The organism is Sedimentibacter sp. zth1 (assembly GCF_017352195.1).
Classification (GTDB): Bacteria; Bacillota; Clostridia; order Tissierellales; family Sedimentibacteraceae; genus UBA1535.
The window spans coordinates 855897-869940 of sequence record NZ_CP071445.1; the positions used below are offsets into that span (position 1 = coordinate 855897).

Consider the following 14044-nt stretch of genomic DNA (forward strand, 5'->3'; position numbering starts at 1 on the left):
CCTCATCTTTTTTTAACTACAGCCTACCAATAACCAGCTTTGTCTGTCATCTAACGGCTCTGTGTTCACGACGTCGCTGAACCGGACTCTCAAAGCCCTTCTCCCTGGCGGTGCTCGCACCCGACGAAGAGATGTGCGTAGCGAACGGGAATATATTGTTAGATGCCGTCACATACGGAATACTTGAACATTTTTATTAAAATCTTTATAAATAATTCATATATGTCAAACTCCTTAAAACTATACGTTACAATTAGTTTGCTTATTCATACTTTTAAATTACCTTCTTATTTCAAAATATATTGATTCAATTTCATCTTCTACAAATGTTTCAACCTTAGCAAATCCAGCCTTTTCTAATAGACCTATTGATCTATTATTAAACGTATATGTATAAGCTCCAATCTTTTCTAACTCATACTTACTAAAAACTTCTTTAATAAAATCTTTGGTAGCTCGTGTTGCTATACCTTTCCCCCATAGTTCCTTTTCAAAGATAACGATGCTCAACATCGCCATCTTTTCATTAATTTCATCTATACAATAACACCATATGTCTCCAATATATTTTCCTCCGTAGTAGATGACTTTTCCATAACTTAGTGCAACATCTTTTAGAGATTCTTTATATAATTTCAATGCTTCTTCTAACGATTGAATACTGAAGGGAAATAATTTTTGTAATTCTTCATCTTGAGTTTTCTCCCAGAAAATCACAACATGATCCTTCATTCTTTGCTTTAGTATTATGTTCATAATATTCAACCTCCAATAATATTTCATTTTCAATACTTTGGTATCTTTACATATATTAGCATATTCCTACTATAAACTCAAACCTTATAGATAAAATAGTTGTTATGGCATCTAACGTTTTTGTGTTCACGACGTTTCTCAACCTTTAGAAGGAGTTGCTCATGCCCTGCCAAGGGCTAATGCAACGACTGACGCGACGCGCTTAGGTTGAGGAATGTGGTGCTGACTTTCTTCTTGCTAGCTCGTCCTTTATTAACTTGCTTTCCAGCTGTCTTGTCGAGTAGACGAACCCGACACCCTTTCTTTTTAAGGTTTTCTTAAAGTAAAAGGTTACTGTCTGTTCGCCCCTCACGGAACCGTACGTGCCCTATTTAGGCATACGGCTCTTCATATAAAACTTTATAGTTCTACCATATGTTTACACAAATCTTTGGACTTGGAATATATGCTTCCCATATTTTTTCAAATATATCATAAGACATGCTTTTCTTTTGATGTCTTCTGTTTAATCTTTTATAGCATTGGTATTTAACATATCCGTGGAATTTCTTTATTCCTTTGATATTTCCACTTATCCCATAGTAGTTATAGTGTCCCACCAGTTTTCTTTTCAAGCTTTTCATTATTGTATCAATAGGTTTGTGCATTACTTCTTTTAGCCAACTTTTCGCATTTTGCCTTTTTACTTTTAGCTTTTTCTTACTTGTATTGATATGCACACGATATTTACCATTTTTTGTTTTTCCATTTACAAATGTAAATCCGAGAAAATCAAAATTTTCTTTTGTTCCTCTATGTTTTCCGAATGGTATTATCCTTGTCTTTTCTATTGCTACTTCTAATCCAAATGTTTTCAATCTCTCTATTAGCATCTTGTATACTTTTTCCGCTTCGCTTTCTGCTTGAAACTGTATTGCAAAGTCATCTGCTATCTCACCAGATACGCTTCTCCATGCAGTTTTGGTTTCACCGACTTTTCAAACCATATATCTAATACATAGTGTAGGTATACATTTGCCAATACTGGTGATATATTTCCACCCTGAATTGTTCCTTTGTCACTTTCTACGTATTTCATGTCTTCCCATATTCCTGCTTTTAGAAATCTTACTATATATCTAAGAAAATTCTTATCTTGTATATCGTGTTCTAAAAATTTCATTAGCCATCCTTGGTCTACATTGTCGAAAAAGCCTTTTATATCACAGTCTAGTATATAGTTTACGTTTTTGTGCATTATCGTATTGTTTATCATTTTTATTGCTTGATGGCAATTTCTGTTTGGTCTAAAACCATATGATATATCAAGAAATCTTGGTTCATATACTCCATTCAATATTTCTGCCATTATTGTTTGTACTAACTTATCTTCATATGACAGTATTCCTAATGATCGCATTTTTCCATCGCTTTTTGGTATCATTACTCTTCTTGTGGGTTTTGGTTTGTATCCGAACTTCTTCATTTTTTCTAGGAGAATTTTTATATTATCTTCTAGTTGTTCTGAATATTGTTCTTTTGTTACTCCATCTATTCCTACTGCTTTTTTCTTGTCCTGTTTTTCATGCACCTGTTTTAAATTTTCTTCATTTACATAGTGCATTAGTGTTTGCAGTTTTGCGTGTTTTATTGATAGTTCTTTTATTTCTTCTTGTATCTTTCCCATGTGTTTATTTAACCTCTAGTGTCTTTCATGTGTTACTTTCCGAATTGTCTTACATGCTAATCCCTTTGCTCCATAGACTTTCATCTACTTCTTCACTACTATGAATTAGTCCGACTTCTTGCAGCTCTTAAGACTTCTTTGGTTTTCTACACCTTATGCCATCCTTATCTGTTTTTGTTATTCAGAAAACTACAAGACCTCCCAGGTACGCTTAATATACCTTGTTTGCTCGCCATGCTCTCAGACCCCGGTGAAATTTCCATAACCTTGCCTTTATCGGTTATTTCTTTTTGTCTGCTGTCAGAGGAATGACATCGACTTTCACTTATCGGACTAACGAGGCTCTATCACTTCACGCTTTCGCATTACGGCTCTCAAACTTTCTTGCCTACGCTTAAACCTTACGTCACCGCTTCGGCTCCAAGGCTAGATACTGGCTGTTGGCTAAACTTTACCAGGCTAGGAGTTTCACCTAGCTATATATTAAACGCCGAACTGGCGCACTCCTCTGGCACCCTTGTGGGAACACGTTGTTAGACAATGTAGATTTATAAAGTATATACTTATTTTTATCAATCATTTACTTTATTCTTATATGGAACCCTACTAGAAGGTATTACCTCACTTGCTGGTTTTACGTGTACATCTTGGTCATCAAAGAATATATGGGCATTAAAAGCTTTTAACACTTCTTTTTTTTGAATACCCCCAAGAAAAAATACTTCATCTACATTTACTCCCCAACTTCTAAGTGTGTATATAACTCTTTTATGTGCTGGACTATTTCTAGCGTTAACAATTGCTATCCTTATTAATTTAGGATCCTTGTCTTTTATTAATGATAAAGTTCGTAATAACTTTGCAAAAGGTCCTTCTGGTAAATCTTTTTTCACATTTTTATTTTCGTGCTCTAAAAAAGCCTCCAAACCTTCTGATTTATAGATTTCCTCAGATTCATCAGAAAAAACAACAGCATCTGCATCAAATGCAATTCTTATTTGAGATTCATCTGGGTTAAAATCAGATGGTACATCATAAATCAATGCTGCAGCAAATCCACTATCTATTGCTTGTTGTACATCATATTCATTTTTGGAAAGAAATAAATCAGTTTTAAATGCACCTAAATATCTTGCAATCTCCTCACCACCTGTAAATGCCGCCCTGACAATATTTAATCCATGTTTATCTATTGAATTAAAAACTCTTAAACCAGTTTCTGGATTATTTCTTGAGATTACAATAACTTCTACAATGGGATCTTCAAATCTCTCATTTAATGAAAGTAAAGCCTTAATTAGTGGAAATGCTGTACCTTCTTCTAACTGCAACTCTTCATGTTCTAACTGATATTTAGAATAAGCATCTAAGCCTTCTTTTTCAAAAATTGAATTCTCATTTTTCAAATCAAACAATGCGCGTGAAGATATGCAATTACTAATTTTTCACTTAAATCATATGCCATATTCTCTCCTTCCTAGTAATATAACTATTACTTCAAAATATTTTTATTATATATCAATCCAATATGGATAATCTATTTCGCCTAACGGCCCCGTATTTCTGACGTCCCAGCACCTTAGAAGGAATCGCTCATGCCCTGAATAAGGGCTAATGCGATGACTGTCGCAACGCGCTTAGGTGGTGGGATGTGTGAGGGCTGACCCTCTAGGAATACCCAACCCGAACGAATGGAAATACATTGTTAGGCGATGGATAATACGGAAATCACCTGTAGCCACTATTGCAAACAATATTCTACAATATTCAAACTACGAATCTTTTTATTTTCCTATTAGTTAAAATAAATTTAATATTTAATATAACTTAGAGCTTATATTAAGTAGACCCGTTAGTTCACAAAGTACGAAGAATACGTACTAATTTAAATAATGGTTATACTCAATTTACATAGTATTACTAAAACTCACATTTATAATAATCAACTTGAAAATCAATCTGAAATCCACACTTCTTATATAAATGAAAAGCTGTTGGATTTTTCGAATCCACATCAAGCACTACTTTATCCATTTTTTTTATTCCCTCAGTCAATGCAAACCCAACCAATTGCTTTCCAAATCCTTTTCCACGATATGGTGTGTATATTGCTACACCATAAAGGAAAGTATCTCCTTCTTCATAATTAAAATCAAAAACGCCTACAGGAATTCCTTCTTTGTAAGCTACATACCCCTTTCGGTTTTCAGAAGAAATTACAGTATCAATAAAATTACTACTTTCCTCTAAATCGGGAAAAGCATCCTTTGTAATTTTTGCAAAAATTTCTTTGTTTTGATTATTTACCTCGAAAAAATGCAAATCTGGATATTCTGGCAAACTTTTTGAACCATTATAAGACATCCTGTATTCTGAACGCTCCAACTTCGCACACTCAAAGGTTTTTAAAACTTCAACACCACTTTTACTTTTCGGTTCTACAACCAACAAAATTTTCTTTATTCCTGCCAATAATAACGTTTCATTAGCAGACTGAAACAGTTTTTTAAAACATCCTTTTCCTCTGTACTCTGGATGAGTAACCGCTAATATTTCCGCTTCATAAGAAGTGGGCATAAAGGTAGTTAAAAAAGCAACTAACACATCATTTTCATAGCACATGTAGAAGCACTGCAATGTCTTGTCAAAGTTAATTTCATTTGATAAAAAAGCATGATTTTCTAAAGCATCTTCACGAAAAACGACTGTTTCTAAATTTAGAATTTCAGTCATCTGATTTTCTGTTAATCTATTTGCTGTTTCGATTCTCATGTAAATTCCTCCTGTTCTTGTAAATCTAAATAATCCTTACTTCACAATATTCTACAATTGAGTCATATTATATCAACTAATATATTTACATCTTTTGTCTTTTAATTAAGTAGTATTATCTGTTGCCTAACGGAACCGTATTTCTGACGTTCCAGAGCCTTAGAAGGAGTTGCTCATGCCCTGAATAAGGGCTAATGCAATGACTGTCGCGACGCGCTTAGGCTGTGGGATATGCGTAGCGAACGGAAATATATTGTTATGTGACGGTGACTTATTCATCTTCGAAGCTCCTACCCTAATAGCTTGTCTAATAAAATCTATTACTTATTATCATCTAAATATGTAGTAAACTATTGATTTTTTCTAATCTAGACAACCTTTTGGATTCATTTTAATTAGTTCCCATTCACCATTATTATTCTTTCTATATTGAGCAATCTCTATGTCTTTTCCATTAGTTAGTTGGAAAAATTGTATCCAATACTCGTAACCATCTGTTCCTTTGAAATATATGTTTTTGACGTAACCATCTTGTTGAGTTTCATAGCGTTCCTCAACTAAAGAACACCAATTACCATAAGTAATATCCACAACGGCTTCTCCAATATAATTCCATCCATGATAAGGGGCACACAAGTAATCTTCCCCCTGAAAATGTATATTACCAATTTTATAGTTTTCTCCTTCCTCTTCCATACATATAAAACCATAGTAATATGCAAAATGGCCAATAAAATCTTCAGATCCTACAATGGATTCAAACTCAATAAAATAACGTGTACCATCACAACTCTCATTTTCAGGAACTTCATGTACTTTAATTAAATTCATATGAAGCATATTTTCAAATAAAGCTAGAAACTCATCATAGCTTAATTTCTCTTGATAATTAGATGACAAAAAATTATAAGCAACTGGATAGGGATTCCTTGAATATCCTAGTGTACCACATCCTGTACCTTTTCCTTCAACGGGATTTGCTGCCTGTTTTAAAACACTAAAATAATTTATTATTGTATCTTCGGGCTCCTCTAGCAAATAACTTGGCAAAGTAATATTATCTGGTTCTTTTCCATAAAATTGGCTAAAAAAATTCGATCTAAAATCTTTATTATTTAAAATTGGTAAATTGGATGGGCGGAAATATTCTGTTTCAATAGCTTGATAATTGTCATTGTTATCATTAGTTGAATATCTATAAACTTGATGCAAATCATTATCAACTGTCACATGTTTATTTTGTTTACTAACTATTATTGCTAATAAAACCAGGATTGAAAAAACAATTGTAATCATCATAATAATTTTTTTCTTACTAATAATAAATATTTTCATTTTACCTTCCAATATATAGCTTAGTATAATATATTAATAACAGTAAATAATATTCGAGATAAATTTTTATGAGCTAGTTTACAGACTATACCAATTTTACCTTATTCCTTCACTTTGACCCAAGAGGAATACCCTGAAATGAATAAGTCACTGTCATATAACGGTCTTGTGTTCCCGACGTCACTGAACCGGACAATCATAGCTAGACCGTCTGGGCGGTGCTCGCACCCGGCGAAGGGATGTTGTCTGGCTTTCTTCCTTGACGCTACTTCTTAGACCCTTGCGTGAACATGTTGTTATACGTTATTGGCTTATTCAGCCTCGTAGCAATTCCCTCATTTTATTTTATTTCAATTTAATAATAATTATTTATTTCTAAAAATAGTTACATTCCCAAATACTAAAAGATTTTCGTTATCTATAACGATTCCTCCTCTATCTCCTATGGCATAAATAGTATCGGTTTTTTCTTTTAAAGCTATTTTAATACAATTGTTGTGAAATTCAGTATCCTTATAATGAACTACAATATAAAAATCTGTGTTTATTAATCCAAGTCCATTGAAATACATTAAATCTGAAAAATCTTCATCTGGAATTATGAAATATTTAACTAACTGCATTAAAGCACCTGCACTTGCACCTATAACTACTCTACAATTATCAATATAATTTAACAAACCTTTTTCTATTACTCGTTCAATTGCTCTATCAGTAAGTCCACCAGTGAAAAATATTATATTGCTGCTTTCGACTATTCTTTTAATTTCTTCGTCAGTATCTTCAAAGTAATTTAACCATATAATCTTATCCTCATCAATACCATACTCTAAAAATGGTTCAACCACTTCTTTATAATTACCATTCTCTCTGTTATAAGCATTTTCCCATTCACTCGTATTACTTATCTCATCATCATCAAAAGAAAATGGAACTATTACAACTTTATCATTTTTATTTATATAATTTTTTAATGTATCTTTTGCCCAGTCTTCGTGAAAATAATAGTGACTCAATAATATGTTTATCATACATATTCTCCATTTCTATTTTATTATTTTCGAATATTTGTTACATCCTAAAAAATGCGAAATACTATATCCATTAAATGATTTCCCCCAAAGGAATACCACGTAATGAATAAGACAGTTTCGTCTAACGCCCCCTTGTTCCCGACGTTTATCAACGTTACAGGTGTTCTGCAACCTTAGATAGCTCTTATCTTAGGTTGCAGGGCGCCGACTCGGTTAGCTGGGGAATGTGGTGCTGACTTTCCCTCTCTGAACGTCACTTCTATGCACCCTTGCGGGAACATGTTGTTATGTGGGGTATCCTATAACTCTCTTCGGTTTATAGTTACTCAATTAATTAATATCTTTATTCCACTCACTTCTTAAAATTCCATACTCATATGTATCAAGCCAGATTGGGTTCCCATCATTGTCCTTTTTAAAATATATATTTTGCAGTAATGTTCCCTCTCTTCTCATTTTCAACCTTTCAAGTAATTTCCATGATCTTTCATTTTCAGGATTACACATAGCAACAATTCTTCTAACATTTAATTCTTCAAACGCATATTTCATTATTCCTTTTGTACTTTCAGTTGCATATCCATAACCTTGGTATGACTTGTTAAATACAAATCCTAATTCCCATGTACCAAAATCACCTTCATTAAAATATATATTACCAATAACCTTGTCCGTTTCTTTAATACAAACCGCAAAAAAAGATTTGCTATCTATTCTATATTCTAATTCTTCTTTAGTTTCTTCTTCACTAAACACTCCATATGGCTCGTATTTAACTACTTTTTCATCTGATAAATAATCATGTAAATCTTTGAAATCTTTTTCTCTAAATCTTCTTATTACTAACCTATCTAAAATAATTTCTGTCATTTTCTTTCTCCTTTTCAATGTAAAACTTCATCTTAATTCTTAAATTTAACAAAAAATTTGCTATGGATATTTCACATAACGCCTCTGTGTTCACGACTTCACTGAACCGGACATCAGAGCTAGACCGTCTTGGCGGTGGTCACACCCGGTGAAGTGATGTGTTCTGACTTGCTCGCTTGACGTTACTACTAAGACCCTTGCGTGAACATGTTGTTATGTAACGTTGTATATTCACATCCCTTATTACCAACCTAATTTAAGTAATTACAAAATTTTAAAATTGTATTTTATATTTCGTCTACAAGAGATTCTTTGCTATGAACTTCAACCAGCTCAATTGGAGATTTCCAGCCTTCAATTGAGACCTCTAAAACAACTGTTATAAAATATGTATTCTTTCTTTTAATATATCCAACGTTAATCATAAGATCGCTTTGAAATATAATTGTTAACATAATTTATTTGCTTTTTTCATATATTCCTCTAAAACTAAGTATTATAAATACTATATTATATTTTAACTAATGAAATAAGGTAAAAACAAACCTGCTATTATTACAGTCATTGAAATTGATGCTATAACTAATTCCTTTGTAGCTAATTTCCCATTTTTTAATGACTTGACTAATCCATCAACAAAAGAAAATACAAAAACAAATGGCCAAACAAACCAAGCTACAATATAGATATTACCAATCATTTCAAATATTTTAGCGTACATTTATTACCTCCAAATTAATATAAATACATTTGTGTTCAAAAAATTAAGGATACAGATATAATTTGTTTCACTTAAATTTGACACGATAAAATTTCTCTGACATGAATATACAATGTTATATAACGTTTTTGTGTTCACGACGTTTCTCAACCTTTAGAAGGAGTTGCTCATGCCCTGCCAAGGGCTAATGCAACGACTGACGCGACGCGCTTAGGTTGAGGAATGTGGTGCTGACTTTCTTCTTGCTAGCTCGTCCTTTATTAACTTGCTTTCCAGCTGTCTTGTCGAGTAGACGAACTCGACACTTCCCTCTTTTATGTTATTTCACTGTAAAAGGTTACTGTCTGTTCGCCCCTCTCGGAACCGTACGTGCCCTATTAAGGCATACGGCTCTTCATATAAAACTTTATAGTTCTACCATATGTTTACACAAATCTTTGGACTTGGAATATATGCTTCCCATATTTTTTCAAATGTATCATAAGACATGCTTTTCTTTTGATGTCTTCTGTTTAATCTTTTGTAGCATTGGTATTTGACATATCCGTGGAATTTCTTTATTCCTTTGATATTTCCACTTATCCCATAGTAGTTATAGTGTCCCACCAGTTTTCTTTTCAAGCTTTTCATTATTGTATCAATAGGTTTGTGCATTACTTCTTTTAGCCAACTTTTCGCATTTTGCCTTTTTACTTTTAGCTTTTTCTTACTTGTGTTGATATGCACACGATATTTACCATTTTTTGTTTTTCCATTTACAAATGTAAATCCGAGAAAATCAAAATTTTCTTTTGTTCCTCTATGTTTTCCGAATGGTATTATCCTTGTCTTTTCTATTGCTACTTCTAATCCAAATGTTTTCAATCTCTCTATTAGCATCTTGTATACTTTTTCCGCTTCGCTTTCTGCTTGAAACTGTATTGCAAAGTCATCTGCATATCTCACCAGATACGCTTCTCCATGCAGTTTTGGTTTCACCGACTTTTCAAACCATATATCTAATACATAGTGTAGGTATACATTTGCCAATACTGGTGATATATTTCCACCCTGAATTGTTCCTTTGTCACTTTCTACGTATTTCATGTCTTCCCATATTCCTGCTTTTAGAAATCTTACTATATATCTAAGAAAATTCTTATCTTGTATATCGTGTTCTAAAAATTTCATTAGCCATCCTTGGTCTACATTGTCGAAAAAGCCTTTTATATCACAGTCTAGTATATAGTTTACGTTTTTGTGCATTATCGTATTGTTTATCATTTTTATTGCTTGATGGCAATTTCTGTTTGGTCTAAAACCATATGATATATCAAGAAATCTTGGTTCATATACTCCATTCAATATTTCTGCCATTATTGTTTGTACTAACTTATCTTCATATGACAGTATTCCTAATGATCGCATTTTTCCATCGCTTTTTGGTATCATTACTCTTCTTGTGGGTTTTGGTTTGTATCCGAACTTCTTCATTTTTTCTAGGAGAATTTTTATATTATCTTCTAGTTGTTCTGAATATTGTTCTTTTGTTACTCCATCTATTCCTACTGCTTTTTTCTTGTCCTGTTTTTCATGCACCTGTTTTAAATTTTCTTCATTTACATAGTGCATTAGTGTTTGCAATTTTGCGTGTTTTATTGATAGTTCTTTTATTTCTTCTTGTATCTTTTCCATGTGTTTATTTAACCTCTAGTGTCTTTCATGTGTTACTTTCCGAATTGTCTTACATGCTAATCCCTTTGCTCCATAGACTTTCATCTACTTCTTCACTACTATGAATTAGTCCGACTTCTTGCAGCTCTTAAGACTTCTTTGGTTTTCTACACCTTATGCCATCCTTATCTGTTTTTGTTATTCAGAAAACTACAAGACCTCCCAGGTACGCTTAATATACCTTGTTTGCTCGCCATGCTCTCAGACCCCGGTGAAATTTCCATAACCTTGCCTTTATCGGTTATTTCTTTTTGTCTGCTGTCAGAGGAATGACATCGACTTTCACTTATCGGACTAACGAGGCTCTATCACTTCACGCTTTCGCATTACGGCTCTCAAACTTTCTTGCCTACGCTTAAACCTTACGTCACCGCTTCGGCTCCAAGGCTAGATACTGGCTGTTGGCTAAACTTTACCAGGCTAGGAGTTTCACCTAGCTATATATTAAACGCCGAACTGGCGCACTCCTCTGGCACCCTTGTGGGAACATATTGTTAAATGATTGATACTGGTCAGCTTCATGTCTAGACATTCATTTTATTACTTCTTATCTTCTAATAAAATTCCATTTACAGATATTGTGTTTATTTCTAATGGATATCCACCTATTGGATTTCCATCATGTTCTACTATTACAATATTTCCTTCTTCAAATTCACTATTTGGGAGTGTTACATATACAGCTTCTCCATATTTCATATAGTATTTTCCACCTTGCGGTTCCACAATTGCAGTTCTATTATCAATTTTTATGATAATACCTACAAATTTTGATGTTAAATTATATTCACTTTCATCTGTTTCATTTTTTGAAATTATCTCAATTGATTGTGCATTTACTTGTAATTGATAACTTTCTGTAACTTTACCATCATGCAAAACTGATATCACATCTCCTACTTCTGGCATATTAGTTTCTGCTAAATTCACTGTAACCGTATTTGCATATTTCAATATATTCTCACCTTCATTTGGTATTATTGCAATAGTGTATGTACAATTTGTTTCCTTTATAATCGCAAAAACTGTTCCCGTAATCTTATTTTCTTCTGGTAATTCATCTTCATTTGTAATACTTTTATTACTACATCCAACTAGAGTTGTTATAAATAAAACAAAAACTAATAAAATAGATAAAATTTTTTTCATTTCTTTATTACCCCTATACTTATTTAAAATTTATAATAACTATTTATAAGTCATATTTATATTTTCTTGACAACTTTATAAATATGTATTAATAAAAAACAACTAAAATCATAATATATCTTGAAAATATTCGAGGTATTAACTTAAATACATATATACCTAACTCTGTAATGAACGGTATCTTTCATTTAACGTCCCTTTGTTACTGACGTTTCTCAGCGTTACAGGGGTCTGCGACCCTAGATAACTCCTATCTTGGGTTGCAGAGGCACCGACTCGGTTAGCTGAGGAATGTGGTGCTGACTCTTCTTCTGCTGGACGTTCCTCTTTGACTATCTATCCAGCTGACTTTCCTCTTGCACCCAAAGCGGGAACATATTGTTATATATAGTTAATCTATCAGTCTATATTACTTATCTCCCATTAATTGAACTATTGCAGTAATTAGTGGCATAACCGCCACTAACACTGATTTTAATACATCACAAAAACCTTTAATTTTATTTTTCCTATCTTGTACAATAATTGATTTATTATGCTCAACACTTGTTTCTAACTCTTTCTTCTCGAATAAGAAAGAAACTCCATACAGTAATATGCCCGACCCAATTATAAAAAATAGTATTATAATAATCTTAACAATATTTATCCAAACTTCATTTTTCAAGCTATCTACTTGAAATATATGTAACAAATAACAAGGAATAAAAAATATTAAACTAACTCCAAAATAAGAAAAAGCTTCATTTTTTAACACACTTGAAAGTTCTATCATAGAACCAATAAAGCTTATAGCTATTGATACCCAAGCAAGACAATTTAATATAATTTTAATAATTAAGTTATTTATATTCATATACGTTGGAATATAAAAAAATACAGCCCCTACAACACAAAACCAAGTCGCTATAAAAAAGCCTGATAATTTTGGATTTTCTTTCTTTTTAGTATCTTTTTTACTACTCATATAAACTCCTATATATTTATTTTTTCCCTACAACATATCTTTGAAATGATAGATTAATTGTATATAACGTCGCGCGGGTTTACGAAGTTATCGAGTTAGACAGTTTACTGTCTAACTTGATAATTTTGCAAACCAGCTGATAGGCGATGTGGCGCTAGCCCAAGCCTGTCAGCGGGGTACCCGCGCGACGATAAACAAAATGACGCGCTAGCGGCATTTTGCTTATCGTCCCTTTGTTACTGACGTTTCTCAGCGTTACAGGTGTTCTGCAACCTTAGATAACTCCTATCTTAGGTTGCAGGGCACCGACTCGGTTAGCTGAGGAATGTGGTGCTGACTTCCCCTCTGCTGGCTCAACTACTTGGACTGACTTTCCAGCTGACGTTCCCCTAGCACCCGTAGCTGTAACATATTGTTATATGCTTTTTTTCAACCATCTTTCTAACTTAACCATGACGTATCCAATTAATGTTCTGCTTGTGATATATCCTTTTCTGTTATCCCTTTACTCATTAAACCTTCCCATTCTTCTGTATCTTTAAGTTTCATTATAATTTCTTCATATCCCATTCCTAAGTCTTCACCATATTCTTTATCAAATACCTTTTTAAAAACTTCGGCTATTGCAAATGCTTTATTAATATCTAACTTTATCGTATAATTATATGTTATATGTGAAATTGCAATGTATGTATTCCAACCCTTTGTTGTTATACTCCATTTATCATTATCTTTTTTTACTATTTCCTCATTATGTAATTCTTTCAAAATGTCTTCTACCAAATCAATTTTTATATTTAATATTTCGCTTATGTCCCTCGTTGTTGTATTTAATAATTTTGTACTTAATATTTGTATAACTTCCAACTTATTTTTTTCTAATAATCCACCTAGATAATCAATTATACATTCAACATTACCCATTAAATCTGGTAATACCTGAGGTACTGTTGTCGTAGTATACCATCCTCTTTTTTCACTCCATGCCGTCATTATACCAATGTCTTCAGTACCTTTATCTTTACAGATTTGCTGTATTGAACTCAACACAACATCTTGTC

Annotated in this window: 13 protein-coding genes and 1 pseudogene; all 14 read right to left on the reverse strand. The window is 32.8% G+C overall.

The features are described 5' to 3' along the window. Positions 1-279: 279 nt before the first annotated feature. Positions 280-756 carry a GNAT family N-acetyltransferase gene (locus tag JYG23_RS04150; RefSeq protein ID WP_207237281.1) on the reverse strand — a complete coding sequence of 159 codons (477 nt, stop codon included), beginning with the start codon at positions 754-756 and terminating at the stop codon, positions 280-282. A gap of 407 nt (positions 757-1163) precedes the next feature. Further along, positions 1164-1628 (reverse strand): hypothetical protein, encoded by a 465-nt coding sequence (locus JYG23_RS14805; protein ID WP_242631630.1) that lies wholly within the window; start codon positions 1626-1628, stop codon positions 1164-1166. A 56-nt stretch (positions 1629-1684) separates the two neighbouring features. Next, positions 1685-2422 carry a reverse transcriptase domain-containing protein gene (locus JYG23_RS14810; protein WP_242631596.1) on the reverse strand — a complete coding sequence of 246 codons (738 nt, stop codon included), beginning with the start codon at positions 2420-2422 and terminating at the stop codon, positions 1685-1687. A gap of 572 nt (positions 2423-2994) precedes the next feature. After that, positions 2995-3887 (reverse strand): annotated as a pseudogene (locus tag JYG23_RS04160) (5'-nucleotidase). A gap of 455 nt (positions 3888-4342) precedes the next feature. Next, positions 4343-5194, reverse strand: coding sequence for a GNAT family N-acetyltransferase (locus tag JYG23_RS04165; protein WP_207237283.1), 852 nt, complete (start codon positions 5192-5194; stop codon positions 4343-4345). A gap of 363 nt (positions 5195-5557) precedes the next feature. Further along, positions 5558-6493 carry a hypothetical protein gene (locus JYG23_RS04170; RefSeq protein WP_207237284.1) on the reverse strand — a complete coding sequence of 312 codons (936 nt, stop codon included), beginning with the start codon at positions 6491-6493 and terminating at the stop codon, positions 5558-5560. A 401-nt stretch (positions 6494-6894) separates the two neighbouring features. Then, positions 6895-7560, reverse strand: a complete 666-nt coding sequence (locus JYG23_RS04175; RefSeq protein WP_207237285.1) for a Type 1 glutamine amidotransferase-like domain-containing protein — start codon at positions 7558-7560, stop codon at positions 6895-6897. 333 nt (positions 7561-7893) lie between these two features. Next, the gene (locus JYG23_RS04180) at positions 7894-8433 is read right to left on the reverse strand and encodes a GNAT family N-acetyltransferase (protein WP_207237286.1); all 540 of its coding nucleotides are present in this window, start codon (positions 8431-8433) and stop codon (positions 7894-7896) included. A gap of 287 nt (positions 8434-8720) precedes the next feature. Continuing rightward, a complete protein-coding gene (locus tag JYG23_RS04185; RefSeq protein WP_207237288.1) occupies positions 8721-8888 on the reverse strand; it encodes a hypothetical protein in 168 nt (55 codons plus the stop codon). A 62-nt stretch (positions 8889-8950) separates the two neighbouring features. Beyond that, a complete protein-coding gene (locus JYG23_RS04190; RefSeq protein WP_207237289.1) occupies positions 8951-9154 on the reverse strand; it encodes a hypothetical protein in 204 nt (67 codons plus the stop codon). A 414-nt stretch (positions 9155-9568) separates the two neighbouring features. Further along, positions 9569-10828 (reverse strand): group II intron reverse transcriptase/maturase, encoded by a 1260-nt coding sequence (gene ltrA, locus JYG23_RS04195; protein WP_207237291.1) that lies wholly within the window; start codon positions 10826-10828, stop codon positions 9569-9571. A gap of 579 nt (positions 10829-11407) precedes the next feature. Next, positions 11408-12016 carry a hypothetical protein gene (locus JYG23_RS04200; RefSeq protein WP_207237292.1) on the reverse strand — a complete coding sequence of 203 codons (609 nt, stop codon included), beginning with the start codon at positions 12014-12016 and terminating at the stop codon, positions 11408-11410. A 409-nt stretch (positions 12017-12425) separates the two neighbouring features. Continuing rightward, positions 12426-12983: a hypothetical protein gene (locus JYG23_RS04205; protein WP_207237293.1), complete on the reverse strand. Its 558-nt coding sequence runs from the start codon at positions 12981-12983 to the stop codon at positions 12426-12428. A 465-nt stretch (positions 12984-13448) separates the two neighbouring features. After that, complete coding sequence (locus JYG23_RS04210) at positions 13449-14033, reverse strand: hypothetical protein (protein WP_207237294.1); 585 nt, start codon at positions 14031-14033, stop codon at positions 13449-13451. Positions 14034-14044 lie beyond the last annotated feature (11 nt).